The sequence below is a fragment of the Vibrio barjaei genome (assembly GCF_001639065.2).
GTDB lineage: Bacteria > Pseudomonadota > Gammaproteobacteria > Enterobacterales > Vibrionaceae > Vibrio > Vibrio barjaei.
In genome coordinates this window covers 386,024-406,937 of the sequence record NZ_LQXO02000053.1, presented here as the reverse complement: position 1 = coordinate 406,937, position 20,914 = coordinate 386,024, and the positions used below count along the sequence as shown (strand labels likewise).

General features: G+C 44.8%; 13 protein-coding genes. 6 read left to right on the top strand and 7 right to left on the bottom strand.

Going from position 1 to position 20,914, the window contains the following annotated elements; translation table 11 throughout:
- Window positions 1–13 precede the first annotated feature (13 nt).
- The 6 genes from AWH66_RS22415 (at window position 14) to AWH66_RS22390 (ending at window position 10,844) form a co-directional block, all read left to right on the top strand.
- A complete protein-coding gene (locus tag AWH66_RS22415; protein WP_063603386.1) occupies window positions 14–1,501 on the top strand; it encodes an FGGY-family carbohydrate kinase in 1,488 nt (495 codons plus the stop codon).
- A 150-nt stretch (window positions 1,502–1,651) separates the two neighbouring features.
- A complete protein-coding gene (locus tag AWH66_RS22410) occupies window positions 1,652–2,809 on the top strand; it encodes an iron-containing alcohol dehydrogenase (protein WP_063603387.1) in 1,158 nt (385 codons plus the stop codon).
- 50 nt (window positions 2,810–2,859) lie between these two features.
- Window positions 2,860–4,383, top strand: coding sequence for a CoA-acylating methylmalonate-semialdehyde dehydrogenase (locus AWH66_RS22405; RefSeq protein WP_063603388.1), 1,524 nt, complete (start codon window positions 2,860–2,862; stop codon window positions 4,381–4,383).
- Between the two features lie 182 nt (window positions 4,384–4,565).
- Complete coding sequence (locus AWH66_RS22400; RefSeq protein WP_063603389.1) at window positions 4,566–9,578, top strand: NPCBM/NEW2 domain-containing protein; 5,013 nt, start codon at window positions 4,566–4,568, stop codon at window positions 9,576–9,578.
- Window positions 9,579–9,712: 134 nt separating this feature from the next.
- Entirely contained in the window at window positions 9,713–10,498 is a 786-nt protein-coding gene (locus tag AWH66_RS22395; protein ID WP_038226601.1) for an IclR family transcriptional regulator, read from the top strand.
- Between the two features lie 124 nt (window positions 10,499–10,622).
- Entirely contained in the window at window positions 10,623–10,844 is a 222-nt protein-coding gene (locus tag AWH66_RS22390) for a hypothetical protein (RefSeq protein WP_063603390.1), read from the top strand.
- Between the two features lie 329 nt (window positions 10,845–11,173).
- Here AWH66_RS22390 and AWH66_RS22385 read toward each other — a convergent pair whose 3' ends face one another.
- The 7 genes from AWH66_RS22385 to AWH66_RS22355 all read right to left on the bottom strand — a co-directional run bounded on the left by AWH66_RS22385 (window position 11,174) and on the right by AWH66_RS22355 (window position 20,911).
- Window positions 11,174–12,235, bottom strand: a complete 1,062-nt coding sequence (locus AWH66_RS22385) for a carbohydrate porin (RefSeq protein WP_063603391.1) — start codon at window positions 12,233–12,235, stop codon at window positions 11,174–11,176.
- Between the two features lie 406 nt (window positions 12,236–12,641).
- Entirely contained in the window at window positions 12,642–12,944 is a 303-nt protein-coding gene (locus AWH66_RS22380) for a helix-turn-helix transcriptional regulator (RefSeq protein ID WP_063603392.1), read from the bottom strand.
- 580 nt (window positions 12,945–13,524) lie between these two features.
- Entirely contained in the window at window positions 13,525–14,733 is a 1,209-nt protein-coding gene (locus tag AWH66_RS22375; protein WP_240495651.1) for a hypothetical protein, read from the bottom strand.
- Window positions 14,734–14,985: 252 nt separating this feature from the next.
- On the bottom strand, window positions 14,986–16,266 hold the full coding sequence (locus AWH66_RS22370) for a sensor histidine kinase (protein WP_063603394.1): 1,281 nt from the start codon (window positions 16,264–16,266) through the stop codon (window positions 14,986–14,988).
- Complete coding sequence (locus tag AWH66_RS22365) at window positions 16,259–16,951, bottom strand: response regulator transcription factor (RefSeq protein WP_063603395.1); 693 nt, start codon at window positions 16,949–16,951, stop codon at window positions 16,259–16,261. Before AWH66_RS22365 ends, AWH66_RS22370 begins: the two co-directional genes overlap by 8 nt.
- 313 nt (window positions 16,952–17,264) lie before the next feature.
- Window positions 17,265–18,872 (bottom strand): BCCT family transporter, encoded by a 1,608-nt coding sequence (locus AWH66_RS22360; RefSeq protein ID WP_006070473.1) that lies wholly within the window; start codon window positions 18,870–18,872, stop codon window positions 17,265–17,267.
- A 302-nt stretch (window positions 18,873–19,174) separates the two neighbouring features.
- Window positions 19,175–20,911 carry an ABC transporter permease subunit gene (locus AWH66_RS22355; protein WP_063603396.1) on the bottom strand — a complete coding sequence of 579 codons (1,737 nt, stop codon included), beginning with the start codon at window positions 20,909–20,911 and terminating at the stop codon, window positions 19,175–19,177.
- Between the last annotated feature and the right edge of the window lie 3 nt (window positions 20,912–20,914).

Below are 20,914 nucleotides of genomic sequence, written 5' to 3'. Positions count from 1 at the left end.
GCAAGGAGGGGATATGAAGTCATATGCGATAGGAATTGATTGTGGTAACACGGCGATCAAAGCGGCGTTGTTCGATGAGCATGGCTGCGAAATAGGCGCTGTAGCCAATAATTATCCGACTCATATCCCTCAACCTGATCACACCGAAGCGAACTTAGAACAATGCTGGTCGCTGTGCGCAGAGGTGATCGCTAAGTTGATTGAGCAAACCGGTGTGGACAGCAGCCAAATTATCGCACTAGGAACCAGTGGTCATGGGAATGGACTGTATCTGCTTGATACTGAGTTAAAGCCATTACTTGGCATTAAGTCGCTGGATAATCGCGCTGCAAGCGAAGTCACCTTGCTACAAGCATCTAAGGGATTCACAGATCTCAAAAAGCGTAATCGACAAGGCGTGTGGCCATCTCAAACCGCGGCACTACTTACATGGCTAAAGAAACATCAACCACAGACGTTTCAAAAAATCGGCCAGGTTCTGTTTTGCAAAGACTATGTGAACTTCTGCCTGACGGGGCAATGCGCGACAGAATGGGGAGATATCACTGCATCGGGTTTGTTCGATTTTGAAACCGACTCAGTGTCTCTTGAGCTTCTTAATCACTACCAAGTGGCAGACATTAGCACGAAGTTGCCGCCAATTTATGAAAGTAACCAAGTGATAGGCTTGGTCACCGAAGACGCTGCACGTATAACAAAGCTTAAAGCGGGGACACCTGTCATTGCGGGTCTGTTCGATGTAGTGGCATGCGCCTATGGTTCACAAGCCAGTGCGTTAGGTAATACCTCGGTGGTCGCCGGAACATGGAATATCAATCAGGTAGTGACGGATGAGCTGCCTCTTGAAGAGGTATTTATGGCGTGCAAATTCGCCGAGAATCGGTACTTAGCGATAGAGTCCAGCACCTGCTCGGCATCCAACTTAGAGTGGCTGGTGGAGCGATTTTTCTCTGAGCGAAGAGAACGAGAAGCAAGTATTGGCAACAATATTTTTGAACAGTTCAATCGCCAACTGGAAGATGTCGAATTAATGCCAACGTTACCCATGTTCCATCCGTATCTCTATGGCTCGACCGGGCAAGATAGCCAATCTGCCAATCTATTTGGTTTGAAAGGTTGGCATCAGGACATTCATGTGGTCTACGCCTTTTATGAGGGAATTGTGTTTGCTCACCTTGAGCATATCCAAAGACTGCGCTCGGCAGGATATGACGTGGATCGAATTGCCATTAGCGGTGGCGCTTCTCGAAGTGAATATTGGTGCCAACTGTTTGCAGACATATTAGGCGTCACGGTGACGTCGACAAATTGTAACGAAGTTGGGGCAAAAGGTGTGGCGCGACTGGCGATGAGTACTGTCACTGAAGGTCAAAATGATCAACTAAGCACTCAGCTTCAAGCGGACAAGTGTTATGTGCCTAATACTAAGCGCTCAGAGTTCTTTACGACTCGATATAGTAAATACTGTCTTTTGAGAGATGCATTACGCTCATTGGGTTGATTGAGACCTGATGAGCTTCAAGCGACAAGTTTAGCTAGATAGTGACTAACAAGGCTTTACCACAGCAAAGTTGTGGGGACCTGTTACGTCCTGAATAAATTATTTTAAATAATGATACAAAATGTATCGGTATGAATTGTGAGGTGAATTATGAGTCAATCTATTGTTTTGCCAAAGCTTTTAGAGGTAGGTGAAGGCGCAACAGCACGAGCTGGGGAAATAGCTATCCAACTGGGTTGTCGCCGAGTCATGATTGTATCTGATCCAGTGATGAAAACGTTAGGTCAGGTCGATCAGCTAAAGTCCGTCGTGAATCAAGCTGGAGTTGAGGCGGATATTTTCACGGACACCGTTCCAGAACCAACAGAGGCGTCAATACTACCAGCGGTCAATAAGGTGATTGATGGGCATTACGATGGCGTCATCGCGCTAGGTGGTGGCAGTGTGATTGATAGTGCTAAAGCGATTGCTTTGCTTGCGGAGCACCAAGGTCGAATTCGAGATTACAGTGTCCCTAATATTGTAACTTCGCCAATTATGCCGTTAATTGCGATTCCAACAACTGCAGGAACGGGCTCGGAGGTCACCAAAGTGACCATTATCACCGACGAAACCAATGACGAAAAGTTGCTTTGTATGGGACCAGGTCTTATTCCATCAGCCGCCATCATTGATTTTACTTTAACAATGACGGCTCCGGAGCGCATCACAGCGGATACCGGAATTGATGCGTTAACTCACGCCATTGAAGCCTATGTCAGTGGAAAGTCGGGTCTGTTTACTGATCAGCAAGCGCTATTGGCGATGAAACTTATCGCGCCAAATCTACGTGAAGCCGTCAACAATCCAGACAATAAAGGCGCCAAAGAGCAAATGATGCTCGGAGCTACGCTCGCAGGCATTGCGTTTTCTAACGCATCTGTCGCTTTGGTGCATGGCATGAGCCGCCCAATTGGCGCGCACTTTCATGTGCCTCACGGTATGAGTAACGCGATGTTATTACCGACGGTAACGGAATACTCGATCCCAGCGGCTAAAACTCGTTATGCCGAGTGCGCGCGAGCAATGGGCGTGGTTGATTCGAACACCAATGACGACGATGCAGTCGCTGCGCTACTGCTTGAACTTAAGCAGATCAATCAGGATTTAAGCGTGCCTTCCATGAGCGACTTTGGCATTGATAAACAGGCGTTTTGGTCAAATCTCGACATCATGTCTGAGCAAGCTCTGGCTTCTGGATCGCCTAACAACAATCCTCGAATTCCGAACAAAGAAGAAGTGATCGAGCTGTATAAAGCCGCTTGGTAGCGCCTGAATTTCCTCAATTAAGCCTCAGAATACTAAACAAGGATGAAAACATGATCAGTAGTTTTATTAATAATCAATATGTTGAAAGTCAGTCGGAAAGACATTTGCCTGTCTATGACCCTGCTACAGGTGAAGTGCAGAACCAAGTTGAACTGTGCTCGAAACAGGAAGTAGAGCAGGCAATTACCATTGCACAGGCAGCGTTTGACTCTTGGGCTAAAACCACGCCGCTTAATCGCGCCAGAGTGATGTTCAAGTTCAAAACTCTGTTAGAACTAAATCGTAATGAACTGGCGAATATCATCAGCCGTGAGCATGGCAAGGTATTTAGTGATGCATTAGGTGAGATAACTCGAGGGCTAGAGGTGGTCGAGTTTGCCTGCGGCATCCCACACCTGCAAAAAGGAGAGCATAGCCTAAATGTTGGAACTGGTGTCGATTCGCACTCGCAAATGATGCCACTTGGTGTGGTGGCCGGGATTTCGCCATTTAACTTCCCTGTAATGGTTCCTATGTGGATGTTTCCTATTGCTATTGCGACAGGAAATACCTTTATCTTAAAACCGTCAGAGAAAAATCCGTCCGCGCCACTGTTTATTGCTGACCTTCTGAAACAAGCGGGATTACCTGATGGTGTGTTTAATGTGGTCCAAGGGGATAAAGAAGCGGTAGATACGTTACTGCAAGACCCAAGAGTCGAAGCCGTAAGTTTTGTTGGTTCTACACCGATCGCAGAATACATCTATTCGGAAGGCGCGAGATACGGTAAGCGCGTTCAAGCCTTAGGTGGTGCGAAAAACCATATGGTGGTCATGCCTGATGCCGATATTGACGGTGCAGTGAATGCGTTGATGGGGGCAGCCTATGGGGCCGCTGGAGAGCGCTGCATGGCGATTTCGGTTGCCGTCGCAGTGGGTGATGAGACGGGGGATGCATTGGCTCGTCATCTTCAAGATAAGTTAGCAACGTTAAAAGTAGGACCCGGTTACGGTCAAGCGATTGAAAACGATATGGGACCTTTGATTACCAAAGAGCATAAGCAAAAAGTTTGCGGATACATCCAAAAGGGTCAGGAAGAGGGCGCGGCTTTACTTGTTGACGGTCGAGATCTAGAACTAGCTAAGTCCAGCGATGGCTTTTTTGTTGGTGGTACCTTATTCGACCATGTGACTACCGATATGACTGTGTATCAAGAAGAAATATTCGGTCCAGTGCTTTGCATTGTTCGAGTCAATACCTATCAGGAAGCCCTGCAAATCATCAACGATCATGAATATGGCAACGGAACAGCCATCTTTACTGCAGATGGCGATGCCGCGCGAGACTTCTCTGCCAATGTTCAGATCGGTATGGTTGGAGTGAATGTGCCCATTCCGGTACCAATGGCATTCCACAGTTTTGGCGGTTGGAAGCGTTCACTGTTTGGCCCTTTGCATATGCATGGTCCTGACGGCGTACGATTCTTTACTCGAATGAAAACCATCACCACACGTTGGCCTGAATCGGATGTGAAAGTCGGTTCAAAGGACAGTACACAGACTCAAGCCGAATTCGTCATGCCAACTATGAAATAACGCATTGACGTGAGGAGGTGTGCGGTAGGTGTGCCTAAATTTGGGCAGTGCGCCAACAAGATAAACTGTCTAATTTTGGATTGATTGGGTAGGCGAGCCTGTCCTCTTCATGTTTTTTAAGCGCTCACTTTTCTATGAGAAGTGAGCTTTGTTTAGTGACCATAAAAAACAAGGAGAAGGCGATGAAAGCCAATCGCTTCATAAAGTCTTTTGAGACTTGGCGTCGCCCTGTTGTGAGCAGTGTATTAGCGGGACTATGCAGTACCTCGTTTATTGCTACAGCAAATGCTGCACAAGGCCCCGGATTGGGTAACCTTACCTACGGCTCATCAGAGGCGTTTACTCATGTATCGAGTCCACTCGTTGACGATACCACCAACTTTCTTCCCCCCGATTATCCCGGCAGAAAACACTATGGCGTAAACGTCATGACCATGCTCAACGGTTATATGGTCGGCGTATTTGCACCTGATAGTGGTGGTGGTCCGGGAGGTTGGATCGCTCTGGATGTTTCTAATCCCAAAGCCATGCAACTTGTTAAAACAGTATATGAACCGGATCTTGCCAATCTAAATCGCACTGGTGATGGGTTAAGAACGGCGGAGTTTAGAGAGCCGCATTCGTTTGGTTTGGGGGAGAACAACACCATTGCGATCCAGACGGGGAAAGGGATAGAAATCTGGGATTGGTCTGACGTGACTAATCCTGTGCGTTTGTCGAAACTGGCGATTTCTGGCGTGAACTTCGGTGATTACAATAACGTCTCTTGGCAGCTTTTTTGGCAAGCTCCCTATCTTTATATTGCTCGCGGTAATGCAGGGTTAACCATTGTTGATACCAGCGACATGAGCAACCCAACTTTGGTGAAAACGGTGCCGAACTCGGAGCTGGGCGGATTCAACATAGGACCACTCTTTGCGCTGGGTAACCGAATGTTCATTTCCAGCATGGAAGGAACGGCGGGTTTTTCCATGCTAAACATAGATGATCCTGTTAACCCAACCTTAGTTAAGACGGTTAATCGCCTGCCAGAGAAGTACTATGCTTCCTGTTGGGATGGCAAATATGCGTATTTCGGAGCGCGAAGCACCAATGACTATTTGCGTGTCTATGACACGACCACTAACCCGATGACGTTAGTTAATGAAAAACTTACCGGATTCGAGAATCTTTATTGTAACGTTCAAGACAACAAGTTGTTTCTGGGTAACCAAGACGATATTGCGGTATTAGATGTCAGTGATATCAACAATATACGTGAACTAGGGCGCAGCTCATTGAATGCCACAAGCAGCAACACTGACCATGGTCAGGTGTTTCCATTTGGTAACTTAGTTTGGGTTGGGAACGACCATGGTTCTGGCAGTGGTTTGATTGCACATCAAAGTATGCCGGACAATGTTCCTCCCTATATCTCTGCGGCGAACCCCGCGATCGACGCGACACTGCAACCTTTATCGACCCGTATTGGTGTGGCGTTATCAGATAGCGTGTTGATGGAATCTGTCAATAGTAGCTCGTTTACTGTCACCAAAATCGGTAGTTCAACGCCGCTTCAAGGGGAGTACAGCACCAACCTCGGATTCATCCACTTTACTCCCTCCCAAGCACTCGAAGCGGACAGTATTTACGAAGTCGTACTTGAAGGTATTGAGGACTTTGCTGGCAATCCGATGGCACGTACTGAATATCGCTTTGCGACGGGTTCGCAAGTCGGCCACGATGTGAGCTTGTCAGCCAATGATAAAGTGACGTTAGGCAGCAGTGTTAATGTGTCTGCTTCTACGACCCCTTTACTGGGTGGCAGTCTTCAGTATTCTTGGAACTTTGGCGATGGTAGTGGTTCGACACCGTTTTCGACCAGCGGAAACGCGAGTTATACCTACAATCAGCCTAACCATTGGTCTGCAGTGGTGACGATTAAAGAAACCACGGCGGATGGTGTGTTTGAGAGCAGTAAATCGGTACCCATCACAGTATATCGTCAACCAACGACAGTCTCGCCAACAGCATCATCAACCATAGTGGAAGCCAATGGTCAGGTTGTTGTGGTTAACGAAGACAACGATACCGTCAGTGCCATCGAAGACACAGCGCCGTACGGCAAATTATGGGAAGCTGCGGTGGGTGATCAGCCGAGAACTCTAGCGGTGGCGCCTAATGGCAATTTATGGGTAGTTAATCAGGCGGATGCTAGTATCACAGTGCTGACAAATACTGGTCAGTTTGTGGATACGATTGTGCTACCAAGAGGTTCTCAGCCATACGGCATCGCTTTCTCACCAGATAGCAGTAACGCGTTTGTATCACTGCAGGCAAGTGGTAAGTTGCTTAAGATCGACCCAAGCACCAAAGCTATAGTGGCATCAGTAGATGTTGGTCATAGCGCAAGGGGCATTGCGGTTGACAGTTCATCATCACAGGTTCTGGTGACACGCTTTGTTTCGCCTCAAACTAACGCGGAAGTTGTCGCGGTTGATGCATCTAGTATGACCATCGACCAGAGTTATCTTATCGCTAAAGATACCACGACAATTGATGGCCCAGATAGAAGCCGAGGCATTGCTAACTACCTTGGTTCCGTCGCAATTTCGCCGGATGGATATAGTGCTTGGCTGCCATCTAATAAAGCAAACGTTGATCGTGGTCCCTATTTAGAAGGTGATGAAACCAAAACGCTGACGTTTGAAACGACGATTCGAGCTGTGGTTAACCGACTCGATCTCAATTCGAAAACAGTGATGGATAATGCCTTAGATATTGATGATCGTGCACAGCCCAAAGCGGCCGTATTCAGCGATATCGGCGACCTAATTTTTATTGCAGTAGAAGGTCAAAATAGCATTGAGATTCGCAACACCTACAACCTAAACAGAGCAGGGGAGATTTTTGATACTGGTCTAGCGCCAAGAGGGCTCGTACTATCAGGGACGACATTATTTGTTCACAACTTTATGTCAAGAACGGTGTCTGTGCATGATGTCAATGCGTTTTTGACCGATCGAGGTGACATTCCAACCTTGGCACAAGTCTCTGTGGTGGCGAATGAAACACTGCACCCACGAGTGCTACGCGGCAAACAGATCTTCTACAACGCAGCCGATGCAAGAATGACTCAAGATGGCTACATATCTTGTGCCAGCTGTCATGCAGATGGCGATAGTGACCATAGGGTGTGGGATTTTACCGACCGTGGTGAAGGGTTAAGAAATACTATCTCGTTATTGGGTAAGACAGGCACAGGCAATGGTCGAGTGCATTGGACCGCGAATTTTGACGAGATACAGGATTTCGAAAACGATATTCGCTACGCGTTCGGTGGTCGTGGGTTTATGGTAGACGCCTTATTTGGCCTGTCAGAAAACCCATTAGGAACATCGAAATCAGGTAAAAGTGAAGACTTAGATAACCTCGCGTTTTACGTCAGTAGCTTAAATCAATTCCCTAAAAGTCCACACCGAGATTCTTCTGGCGCGTTAACAGCTGAAGCCCTAACGGGGCAGGCGCTGTTCACCTCAAAAGGGTGTGACACTTGTCATGCGGGAGTGTATTACACCGACATGCAAAGGCACGATGTAGGTACCATTGATGCCTCTTCAGGGCAAGGTATCGGAGCTCCATTAGTGGGTACTGGCTTTGATACACCGAGTTTGATTGGTCTTTGGGGTAGCGCGCCATATTTCCATAACGGTCAAGCGGCAACGCTGGATGATGTGTTACAAATTGGCTTGCAGCATAGTGTGGCGGATAACTCAGAGCGCGCTGCATTGGTGGCTTATCTAGAACAGATTGAATACGAAGGCCCCGATATAGTGGTGCCCGAGCCACCGCAAGCAACATCCTATACCTACCTAAGTGATCTTTCGGAAACCAGCGCAACCAATGGGTGGGGACCGATTGAAAAAGACACCAGTGTCGGTGAAAACGCTGCGGGTGATGGTCAAACGATATCCATTGGTGGTAGTGAATTTACCAAAGGACTCGGTGTTCATGCTCATTCAGAGGTGACGTACAGCCTGACGGGTGGCACTTACGATCAGTTTACTGCTTTCATCGGTGTTGATGATGAGACGGGCAGTTCAGGTTCCGTCGTGTTCGAGGTTTGGTTGGATGGCGTGATGGCTTATCAAAGTAGCGTATTACGAGGAAGTGATGTTGCCGAGTACGTGCAAGTGAACATTCCAAGTAGCGCGCAGGAGCTCAAGCTAGTGGTGAGTGATGCGGGCGACGGAGTCGGTAGTGACCATGGTTCTTGGGGAGACGCTAAGCTTCGCACACCAAGTGAAGGGGGCGGTGCCGCTGTTCCTGGGCTGTTTTATGGCACCGTTTCGGGCAATATTAATGAAACCGATGCTAACCCGAAAACATCCATAACAACCTCATTAAGCGAAACGGAAGATACGATTGCTGGTAATACGACCGAGGTGTTTACCGGTTATATCTACGATGCCGACGGTCAGATTTCTTTCAGTGAAAACAATGATGACAAAACGCGTCTATGGATTGATGGACAGTTGGTGCTAAGTAGTGACCTCTGGAGTGATCGGGTCTCGACTGGCAACTTAAACTTATCTCCTGGTTGGCATCAGTTTGAGTTGAGGCTAAGTAATGGCAATGGTGGCAGCGGACCTCATACTGGATTGGCTTTTGCCTATGACCCAGACGGTGGCAGCAATTGGATTCATCCAGCCGATAACGGTTCGGGTAATCTATTTATGACTGAGGATCCAGGAAGCTCGTCCACACCGCCAGCGAGCGTTTATCTTAGTGACTTACAGGAAGACAGCTCGACCAATGGCTGGGGCTCTATCGAAAAAGATATGAGTAATGGTGAGCGAGAAGCGCAAGATGGCACCACCATTTCAATAGGCGGGCAAACCTTCGCCAAAGGATTGGGGGTACATGCGAACTCAACGATCACTTATACCATCTCTGCCGGTCAATACAGTCGCTTTACTGTGAGTGTTGGTGTTGATGACGAAGTGGGTAACTCTGGCTCGGTAGTATTCCAAGTAGAACTAGATGGCGTGTTGTACTATCAAAGTGCGACGTTGACCGGTTCAGATAACGCAGAATCCGTTTCTGTTGATATTCCAGTAGACGCTACGACCATCACACTTAAGGCGAATGATGCCGGAAATGGCAATGGTTATGACCACGCGAGTTGGGGGGATGCGAAACTATTGCAAAACTAGCTTGAACAGGGCTTGCTCCGGCAAGCCCTTTTAATATCTGTCACTTAGGCTTTGTACACGGTTGCACTTAATCAGTAAAAGCAATAGGCTATTCAAAGCATATCGAATACCGTATCAAGGATGAATGTAGCTCTATGACAAGCTCTAGTTCGGCAAATACTACTAAAGGTTCAACCCTAGACCGAGTACTACAAGTGCTCGCCATCGTGGCTCACAGCCGTGGTCAACTCAATAGAGAATCTATTGCCGAACAACTGTCTATGCCAATTGCGTCTGCGAACAAACTGATCAACCAGCTTATCGTTTTAGGTCATCTCCAAGAAAATATCATTGGTCGCGTTATTGCGGGGCCGAACCTGCAGTCTTTATCTCATGATATTTTGAAGAACCAACGCTTTTCTGAACAAAGAACATCGGTGTTGCAACGCCTTGCTGACACGATTGGTGAAACGTGCGGAATTTCAGTGCCTAATGGCATTGAAATGATCTACTTTGAGCGTGTGAACTGCAACTGGCCACTGCAAATCAATTTGGCAGAGGGGAGTCCGGTCCCTATTGCAGCTTCCGCATCGGGTAAGCTTTATCTCGCTTCATTGGACACTTCAATTCGTGAAAACGTCGTACAACATATGGGGTTAACCGAATACACACCAAAGACCATAACTAATGATGGTCTGTTTCTTGAAGAGCTGAGCCGGATTGCTGAACAAGGGTTTGGTGAAGACAATGAAGAATTTGTCGACGGTATGGTGGCGATATCGGTGCCTATTGGCTCCGATGCATTAAGTTTTGGCTATCTATTTTGCCATGCACCGAGCTTTCGTACCTCGTTGGATACACTGAAAACACATCTCCCAGAATTACGCTCAGCTGCGCAAGAAATTTTAGAGTTTACACTCGGCGAGCTAAAGACCGAGTAGTTTGATCTTTGCCAAAAATTACCGTACGGCATTAATTGTTAGTGAGAATTTGTGATTGGTTGAGATATTAATTTTCATCCGTCTCGAGTATGTTAATACTTCCAATCCAAGGGAGCATTAGGCATTGAAAACCAGCAACGCAATGTACCAACCTCATATTCAGCAGCATTTAAAAGACACCACAAAGTTCATTAATGGGTATCTAAAATCAGGCAAAGGAGATTTGACGGCGTCTTTAAATGGCCAAAACCAAATCAAGATCCGCAACGCTGAAGGAGCGGTCGTCAAAACCTATGATGGCGAGAAAATTGCGGAGAAAAAAGCAGGTGTTGATACCTACGTATAAGGAATAGTTCTAGCTTGAAGGCTAGACCTATTTGAGTGGCTTTGAAGTTCGAAGACTTACTTTACATCTGTTCGCTTGGTTGACTCCACATACGCGCTCAGCGTAGGGACCTGTTATTGATGATGTGGACTCTCCAATGCCTTGCAAAGCGTTCGGAGTCAGTGCACGTGCAAACCAGCATTCCAATGGCGCCTGCGTTCTTATTGGTGATAGAACGTTTTGCATGGTCGACAGAAAGAGGAGCTCCCTTGCAAGTGAGATTAAGTTTGCAAGGGAGCATCAGGACTTATCGAAAAGGCAGTTTCCTTATAAGTCTTGATTCTTTTTGTTTAAAAGTTGTACTGAAGACGTACGCGAGCGCCGTATTCAGAGACATCGCCGCTTACTTTGTCAGCTTTTGCGGAGGTGTAATAAGCACCAGTAGACGCTGTCAATGAGTCCACTAAAAAGTCTTTGTGCTCATAGCCAGCGTAGGTAGTGAATAGATTTACATCGCCGACGCTACCATTTTTCACTTCGTTATTGGCTGTTGTATAGAAAGCACCAACGCCGAAGCCATACGCCGCAATGTTAGTACCGAATGTGTGCAGTTTTGTGTCTACACGGGTATTGGTGCCTTTCAAAAGCGGCTTTGATGTCTTGTATGCGTAACTCAGATTTAAGCTCGCTAGGCCAAATTTAACATTGGCTGTCGTTGCTAAACCAAGTTCATCTTTGTCTTTAGAAGCATTGTCAAAACCTTTCTCAAGACCTGCTGAGATTGAGAACGATTTGCTTGGAGTTACTGTTAATACAGGACGTAACGCAACATTGCTGTTCTTATCTTTTTCGTTAACGAAAACAACGTTAGTTTCAAATTTAACTAAATCATTACCAGCGTAAAGCAACGCTGCACCATCAAAACGTCCACGGTATTTGTTACCACGATAGTGACCTGCGAATAGCTCGCCATCGACTAGACTGGCTGTATCAGCATCATCTACGAAAATATCGATTTGAAGAGGGGATAGGTCTAGCGCTTCGAAACGCCCCAACTGCGCGCCAACATATGCATTACCCACGTTCTTAAGGTCCAAATAAGCGTCATCCATAGTAACGGTGCCGTCTGTTTTCAGCAGCGGGTTAACACGAGCTTTTACTTTATACCCATTTTGCTCAACAATATAATCGGCAGTAAATGATAGGCGCCCATTAGTATTAAACGTTGTTTTGTCCGATTTTAGTTTTGTTGTCGAACTCTTTAGGTCAACAGATTGTTTCATAGCATTCATATCAATACGCATATTACCGCCAAGAGTTAATGTACCTGGGCCGGCTTTTATGTCTGCTGCCATTGTTCCAAATGACATAGTCGCACATGCAATACTCACTGCTAATATATTGAATTTCATAATTTACCTTTTGTCCTTTCTTGTGTTTTTATTTAACGATGATTATTTTTATGTGAGAGGCGTTTATTGACAAGCTGCTAGTATTAATATTTAGACTTGAGCAGTTAAATTGCCTTTTTAAGGTGGGAGGTTGTATTTGAATATAATTTCTCTGTCAGGTGGGTTATTTACAATGTCATTTTCTATGTTGATAATGTATTGGAATGTAATAAAGGATAGATAATATAATTAACGAGGCTGCTATATCGCGAGATGGTGAGAGTCGAGGTATTTAATTAAAATAGGTCGAGAATCTCATTCGTAGAGATTTAATAATGAGTTGACGACAATACTAAACGTGATAGGAAACGATAGTAAGGCGATCATCTAAAAGGTGATCACCTTAAGCGTTAAAGCAAAACACAGGTTATTTGTTTTCTTGCCGATTTTCCAACACCTCGTTTAATGTGGCTTCAATCGACAAGCAGTCCTGTTTAACTTGCCATGCCTCATATTTAGCTTGTGCCTCGAGTATGCTATCTATGTCCAGCGCGAAGAAGCAGCACAGTCTCATAGCTAGTTTAGGAGAGAGTCTCGTATTTCCGCATAAGACCATTGCAAGTCCACCATGACTTACACCGATGGACCGAGCCAACTCTCTTGTACTGAGGTTATGTTTTTCCTTCAATAAAGCAAAAACATCGACAGCAGATTTTGGTGGAAAGCTCATAAAGTAACCTTGGTTTTATCTATGTTTATTTGTTGGTTTAGCATTAAATAAACCAACATTGGTTCATTCTTTCTGATAGGTTTAATGAAAAGCAATATTGGTTTACTTAGTTGTTTACCGCAGGTGTTGTATTTCAATTGACATTTTTATATGCAAGTACAAACCTAGGGTAACAGTTTTTGCATAGTGAAGAGCCCAATCTTTTAGTGTGCAGTATCGACCTTTGTTGCATATTAATTGGGTTGTCTTCAAGTTTCTATTGATTGCCTCATTTGTTAATGCTCTCTAATGAAAGAGTGCATTTATTTTTTATGATATATAGCATATCAAGATGATAAATATATTATTTAGACTTGAACGCCATTTTTGATATTCACTGTGATAAGGTTGGTAAGATAATTGTGGGTTAAGTCTATCTAAGTAATTAGTATGTAATTTCTTGTTCACCTAATGTATGTGATTGTAATTACTTTGGTATTATTATCTAATTATCTAATTATCTAATTATCTAATTATCTAATTATCTGTGTCTGAGAGTACCGTCTACTCGTCAGTTAATAATTAATGACGAGTAGGAGAGCTAATATATTCTACGAGTGTCAACGGATTGGTCCGAAAAACGTATTGTACTGACTGACCGTAGCGTATTATTACCATCTCGTCCTAAAAGAGAGTCTCTAACAATCACAACATCATCCTGATAGTTGATGTTGTAATCATTCTTTTCTCCTGAGAACGTAACGGTGGTATTGGAATTATTGCCTGTAATGTTATTGTCAAGTTTATTGACGATCACTTCGACGGGATGGCCTCCTGTCAAAGTTATGTCTTTGAGGTAGCGAGAGTGGTTGGTATAAAGCAAGTCTTCACGATACTGGAGACTAAACGTTCCTTTAAAATTAGGGTCTAGATGGGCGTTATAGGTTAAGTAGGGATGGAAGAATTCTGTCATTAACTGATAGCCCTTTGGATCACGAAGTTCAACTTCGTGTCTAGTTCCAGCAACGTAAAATCCCCACATTCCCCATCCGCCGGTAAACTTGTTCATCATCCTAAAAGATTGCTTCGGATAAGCACCCCACAAGCCGTAATATGAGTCTAGAACAGATGCTAGATACTCTTGAGTTAGACTGTTCTCTGCCGTTAGCTCGTCGATCCAATCTTGTACTTCTGGAGTCATAGCCCAAATTTGTTTGGCATAAGCATTGATTTGAGCATTGCGTATTTCAGTCTGGTACTCAGGGAGAACCCCTATGAATTTGTCATACCCATCTACGCCGATTCCATAATCATGAACGAGGTGCAATATTTCTTCAAAAGTCGCGTCTCGGTGCTGGTAGTTTTGCGCCATGTACCAAGGTCCGCCCTCAACTTGAATTTCCTCTTCATATAAAGGCTGCCCCTCAAGTTCGGCAGCATTATTAGTGCCATCATCTCGTCCGTTTAAAAGGAGTAAAGTAGCACCATTCTCAGCCATTCTATTCGCAACAGCACCCTTATTGCTTCCATACTTAGATCCGGAAAAGTCGGTAAGATAATGAACAAGAACCGATTTGGCTCGAATTATCTGTCCGTCAGACAGCTGGTCTTGAGCAACAATGTGAATCGACTTTCCATTAGGTGCAACAACCGAAGTGTAACGATTAAAGCGTAACTCTGACGAAAACTGTTTTTTCAGTTGTAACGGAACTTCAGTAATACCAAGTGCTTCTTGTTGTGTTGAAATAGAAAAATCAACACTGGATGAACCCGCGTTGACTGCGTTGATATTGAGACAAACTACGGTCATTGCTATAGGAAGGGCTTTGGGATATTGCAAAGTCATAAAAATGGCTCCATAAGAAGTCGCTTGATGCAGCGAGAGGCGGTAAATACGAGCAGAGTTCTAGGCTAAGAAACAAAAACTATTCTGAAGGAACTATCTTTAGCCTATAAATCTGACATACCGTCCATTCTATCGGAAGGGAGGTGAAACAGAGGTGAAATGGTGGCACTCTCGTTTTTTGGAACATTCGGTTCGGCCTGTTGCGAGTACATGACATTATGTTGGCAAGTGAAGAATAGCAATGAAGCCTGTCTCGGTCTTTTTAGTTTCCATAAACCAACCGAGCTTATCGCAAATTCTGAATATTAGATCTTGTCCCAAACCAAATCCGTCTGTTACCTGCAGCTCATGGTCCCCCGTAGTGGTATTTTCAATGATGACGGTGTTGTCTTTGCAGTAAATGCGTATAAGCCCTGCGTGGGTGTATTTGAATGCGTTAACCAAAAGATTACTTATAACGATTCGTATCGGGGTTTCCGGTAATTCTAGTACTGGAGCGTTACTATAATCAGTCTCTAACGACACATCAGAACCGTTAATGAAGTGATAGTACTCGTCGACCAGTTCATTCAATAAAGCGGCTACTGAAATTTCCTTTTGTGGTGGAGGGGTGTTGTGTTTACGAGAAAGCCAAAGCATTGTCTCAACGACTTGTTGCATATTTTGACTTGCTCGGTCTATGCGCACAATCGCGTTTTTTGATGCTTCTGGTAGCGCTATTCTTTCCAATATCTCCATATTAGCTCTGATGATGGCCAGAGGGGTGCGAAGTTCGTGACTGGTATGAGACAAAAAGTCCTTTTCCCGAGCGAGTAAGCGGGCATTTTTCGATAGTGCTCGTTGCAAATATGAAGCGACGCGATTGTATTCCTGAAAAGTAAAATCGGGAGTGGGGTTTGATTCTAAGTTCTCTGATACTAGTTCAGACCAATGAACCAGTTGCTCTGTTCTTTTTCCTATTCGATAGCTATAAAACCAAAGTGCCAACAGCACTATAGAGATATAACCACCGACGATTAGCAAGATAAAATTGAATCGGCTATCAAACCATATATCGATTGTGTCATTGATTAGGTGGTAGTCATATTTCGCGATGACGTATACCGTTCTTTCGTCGTTGCGAAGAAACCTAAATATCCCTAAAGTGATTTCCTTCTCTGGGTCATCGGAAAAAGTTTCATCCACTGAAACCACAGTGAATTCATTGTTGGAAAGTTGAACATTTTCCAAAATATTCGTTCCTTCCACACGAATAACGGGGAGGTCGTCTAGGTAGAATCGAATCACATAAGAACTTGGCAACTCGATATTGGGGTCTAACTGGTAAGCTTCTGAGTAGGCTCGCCACTCCGTTAACATTCTCATCTTCACGGAATCTTCAATGCCGTACTCAAAGTAGCGAACTAGCAGCTCGAAAAGCATGAAGGCAGTGATAATCGTGATTCCAAGAAAAAACGAGGTGAGATGGTTTTTTAATGGAAAGCTCTTATTAAGCATTGCTGGTAACCTGAATTCTTACACCTTGGCCCACAACAGTTTCGATGAGTTTAATATTATGATTCTTATCAACTTTCTGTCGAAGTTGATAAAGTTGAACCTTTAGGTTGTTGGTTTCAGGTATTTCATTAGGCCATAGCGTCTGTTCGATTTCTTCTCTCGAGACCAACTGAGGAGATTTACGCATTAGCAGCTCTAACAACCTAAGATTAAGTCGAGTGAGTTCAACAGGTTGATTTGAACGCGTTACTCGTTTTTGTTTAAGATCATAGGTCAAATCTCCAGCAACGAGTTTAGTTATTTGGCCACTTCGTCTTCTCGATAGAGATTTTATCCGTAAAGCCAGTTCTTTCATCATAAATGGCTTTACAAGGTAATCGTCGGTACCTGAGTTGAACCCAGCCTCTTTGTCTTCAATGGTATCTTTGGCCGTCAACATGAGAATAGGTGTGTCAATACCTGCTTTTCGAAGGTTTTGGCAAACCGTAAAGCCGTTTACCTTGGGTAGCATTAAATCAAGAAGGATGACATCGTAGTAATTCTCGCTGGCTAAATTGTAACCACTCTGTCCGTCGTAGGCGTGATCGCATTTTATGTTTTCGTATTCCAAGTAATCTGCAACCGAAGCTGCCAAGTCTCGGTCATCTTCAATGAGCAATACATGGATAGATAAATCGGAATTCATGTGTTCAATAGTCCTTTATCCTGCCGCATTGATGGTTTGAATCGAAAAGCAGCTACGGGGTGTTAGGTACACCGTTTTGAGGAAATATCCTTAAATTGATAGAGATTATACCCAAATATACTTGATAAAACATTAGTTGAGACTATGGCTTTGATGTTTGGCATTTATTCTGCTGATGTCCCATTTGGAGAGCAGGGGCATGTCGAACAGTCGTTTTATTAAGGAGGATCTTGAACGGTGAGGGCAAAGGGGAATGTGAGTAAAGAACTAAAAAAGGCTTACCGTAAACCGGTTACGATAAGCCTAAAGTTATCTATTGTGCAGACTTGTCGCTAGCTACTTGAGGTTGTTCAACCTCAGTCAGTAAGCCTTTAATCAAACTCACACAACCTAAAATCAGAATCAGTGTAAATGGCAGCGCTGCAATAATGGTTATCGATTGAAGAGCTTGAATCGATTGAGTACCACCGATCCACAACATGACCACGGCGATGACGGCTGAGATCACAGCCCAGACCACTTTCTGCTTGATAGGAAGCTCGAGTTTGCCACCTGCAGTCATACTGTCTACTACGATTGAACCTGAGTCCAAAGTGGTCACAAAGAAAACAATGATCAGCGCAACGGCAATCAGCGATAAGATGTTACCAATAGGGTACGCATCAAGCATATAGAACAAGCTAAGTGAAACGTCTCCGATACCCTGAGCGGCACCAAGTATACCCACATGATCAACGATCTGTTGAATCGCGACACCGCCAAAGAAAGACATCCATGCAGTGGTGACAAGAGTAGGGATAACTAGTACACAAAATAGGAATTCGCGAATTGTTCTGCCTTTTGAAATTCGTGCAACGAACATACCGAAGAATGGCGCATATGCAACCCACCAGGCCCAATAGAACACAGTCCAGCCATGAAGCCATGTGGTGTCTTCACGGCCAGCGCTTTGGCTTAGTGGAAGAATATTTTTCACATAACCAACTACTGCGGTCGAAACTGAATCCAATACCGTTGTGAAGTTCAAAATACCGATAAAACCAAGGAAAACGAATGCGATAATCATATTGAGATTACTCAATACCTTAACGCCGCCGTCCATTCCACGAACAACAGAAACAATAGCCAAACCCATAATGGTCAGGATAATGGCAATCTGAAGCAGAAGGCTGTTTTCTAGTCCGAATACGTGACTGATTCCACTTGCAGCTTGTGAGCCGCCCAGACCAAGTGATGTTGCAAGGCCAAATAGGATTACCAGAACAGCCATTACATCGATAACGTCACCGACTCTTCCCCAAACTCGGTCACCAAGTAGAGGGTAGAATACCGAACGCATTGAGAGCGGAAGACCTTTGTTATAGACAAAGTATGCTAGCGATAATGCGGCCATCCCATAGATAGCCCAAGCGTGAAGTCCCCAGTGGAATACGGCAGCACCTAAGGCTAGTTCTCGCCCTTCTGGTGTAAACGGCTCAACACCTAGCGGTGTACCAAACCAATTGGTATAAAAGGCGGTCGGCTCTGCTACGCCCCAAAAAATCAAACCAATACCCATACCCGCTGCAAATAACATGGCGATCCAGGAAATGGTTGAATAATCTGTTGTGGCATTGTCGCCACCTAAACGAATTTTACCGAGCGGAGATAAAGCAATCAGCAAGGCAAAAATCAGAAGAATGTTTGCGCCCCACATAAAGACAAAATCAAACTTTGATAGTGCAGCGGATTTAACGGCATCGATGGCTGCTTTTGCGTCTTCTGGGGAAAGTACTAAGAGAGTGACGATGAAGAGGATGGATAAGCCCGCGGAAGCGGTAAACACTGTATTGTGAACATCCATGCCCCATTTAGTGATGTTGTCTTGACCGACTTGATAATCTGTAGAATCTATACTGTATTTTTGAGATTTAAAACCCATAATTATGAGGTTTACATATTCGTGTGAACGAATATAAAGACCAACTCCATGTTTAATTAATAACTGATTAGAATTCGAAATTCTTCCAATTAACATTATGTTAATCAGTAGTTTATGATGAAAGTGTCCGTTTTACATCTAATCCTGAAGGACGGATTTTAACACAAATAGGACACCTTTTGGGCGCTATATTGAAAGAAGTCATAACAAAGGGTATTTCTCTTATAGATACTTCTCTGTTTAGTGCTAAATGGTCGAAACGAATTTCACAGCACTACCTGCTTTAGCGTTTCGGTTGACAATTAATCGTCAAACAAAAGGTTAATAGCAATGCCTAACAGCACTAATCCGAAAATTGGACCAAGTACGCCAAGCGGTGCTCGTTCAATATACGGTAGGTTTTCTGCAATCATCAGCCCCCATTCGGGTGAGGGTGGCTTAGCGCCAAGACCGATAAAACTCAGCGACGTTAAGCTTAGCGTAATCACTGGCATTCTAAGTAGTGCATGTCTCAATAATGGCGGAAGCACATAAGGAAGGAGATAGTACCTAAGTATCTTGAATTTGCTCGTTCCCCATATCGGCGCAAGATGCGTGTAGGGCTGCGCTTTAGCCTCGACGATAAGACTTGAGCAGTGAGCCGCAAGAGGGGCCCAAGACACCAAAACAATGGCAATCATGGCACTGTTTGGATTCATCCCCGTCATTCCAGCAACCAATAAGCCAGCGATAATATAAGGAATACCCTTGGTTATTTCGATTAAACCTTGGCTGTATCGAGTGTTGAACCCAAGAACCATACCCACAACCAAACTTAGCACTGTCGCGACAAACCCTGCCCAAAACGTCGATAACATACCAGACCCAATGCGGGCTAGAAGGTCACGTCCAATGCCGTCGCCACCTAAAGGTGCCTGCAAGCTCGGAGCAGCAAGTCTGATGAACTGACTGCTAAACGGGTCGCGAAACAATGACCAGATAACAACAGCCAGCAACAGTGAAAAGATTAAACCCGCCGTCAATCGTTTGTTATTACTCGAGGTAAACGCAAAAGATGAATGACTACTGATAAGCTTACCGTTTCTGAGACTGTGGCCTAACAACAACTGTTGAACAAGCAAGCTCAAGCTACTGATGAAAATCGAAATAAATAGAAGTACTAACAAACCACCTTGGAGCACTGGTAGATCTTGTGCTTTCGCTGCACCTAAAATTAGTCGTCCTATTCCTGGGATGGAAAAAATCTGCTCGACAGCAACCGCTCCACCGGTCAGGCCGATCATTATCATCGCGACTTGCGGGATCAAACTACTAATTGCACGTTTTAATGCGAAGCGCATGATCTGGAAGGAACTGATGTTCGCACTGAGCCAAGTGATCACCCATGGTTCATTGAGGACGCGCTGCAAACTGTCCCTTAACAGGCGACTCAAAAGACCGCTAGCGGGAATCGCAAGTGCCAGACTAGGCAGCCAAATATGGTGCCAGCTTTGCCACCCGTAGGGGGGGAACCAACCCAACCAAATAGATAGAATAAGGATGAGAACGGACGCTACTACGTATTCAGGTAACGAGATGAGCACCGTACTCAGGCTATTATGGGTTTGCTTTAGCTTTCTTTGTTTCCAGCTAAACAAGGTATGAACTAAGCTAAACCCACACAGTACAGAAGTTAAACCTAGTGCCATCGACATCAGTAACAGAGAGGTCGACATTGTCTGTTGAATACCATCTATGACCGGTGAACCATCGATCCATGAGTAGCCTAGATCACCATGCAGAGTGTCACTAAGCCAGTCTGTTAATCGTTCCATTGCACTACGGTCAAGCTGTAAATCGGCTCTTACCGCGGCAAGTGCTTCCGGCGTTAACATGTGTTGTTGTCCAGCGCGGGCACGCAAAATCGATTGGCTAGGGTCAATGCCAGCAATATCTGGCATCAAACCGACTAAAATGACGACGACGATCAATGAGATAAGTCTTGATAACCAAGGTGTTAGCACATCGAATATTCGTCGAGAAGTATCAACAGACAACATTAA

Coding starts and splice junctions, on each gene's coding strand:
- AWH66_RS22415 (WP_063603386.1), top strand. CDS start 14: ATGAAGTCATATGCGATAGGAATTGATTGTGGTAACACGGCGATCAAA.
- AWH66_RS22410 (WP_063603387.1), top strand. CDS start 1,652: ATGAGTCAATCTATTGTTTTGCCAAAGCTTTTAGAGGTAGGTGAAGGC.
- AWH66_RS22405 (WP_063603388.1), top strand. CDS start 2,860: ATGATCAGTAGTTTTATTAATAATCAATATGTTGAAAGTCAGTCGGAA.
- AWH66_RS22400 (WP_063603389.1), top strand. CDS start 4,566: ATGAAAGCCAATCGCTTCATAAAGTCTTTTGAGACTTGGCGTCGCCCT.
- AWH66_RS22395 (WP_038226601.1), top strand. CDS start 9,713: ATGACAAGCTCTAGTTCGGCAAATACTACTAAAGGTTCAACCCTAGAC.
- AWH66_RS22385 (WP_063603391.1), bottom strand. CDS start 12,235: ATGAAATTCAATATATTAGCAGTGAGTATTGCATGTGCGACTATGTCA.
- AWH66_RS22380 (WP_063603392.1), bottom strand. CDS start 12,944: ATGAGCTTTCCACCAAAATCTGCTGTCGATGTTTTTGCTTTATTGAAG.
- AWH66_RS22375 (WP_240495651.1), bottom strand. CDS start 14,733: ATGACCGTAGTTTGTCTCAATATCAACGCAGTCAACGCGGGTTCATCC.
- AWH66_RS22370 (WP_063603394.1), bottom strand. CDS start 16,266: ATGCTTAATAAGAGCTTTCCATTAAAAAACCATCTCACCTCGTTTTTT.
- AWH66_RS22365 (WP_063603395.1), bottom strand. CDS start 16,951: ATGAATTCCGATTTATCTATCCATGTATTGCTCATTGAAGATGACCGA.
- AWH66_RS22360 (WP_006070473.1), bottom strand. CDS start 18,872: ATGGGTTTTAAATCTCAAAAATACAGTATAGATTCTACAGATTATCAA.
- AWH66_RS22355 (WP_063603396.1), bottom strand. CDS start 20,911: ATGTTGTCTGTTGATACTTCTCGACGAATATTCGATGTGCTAACACCT.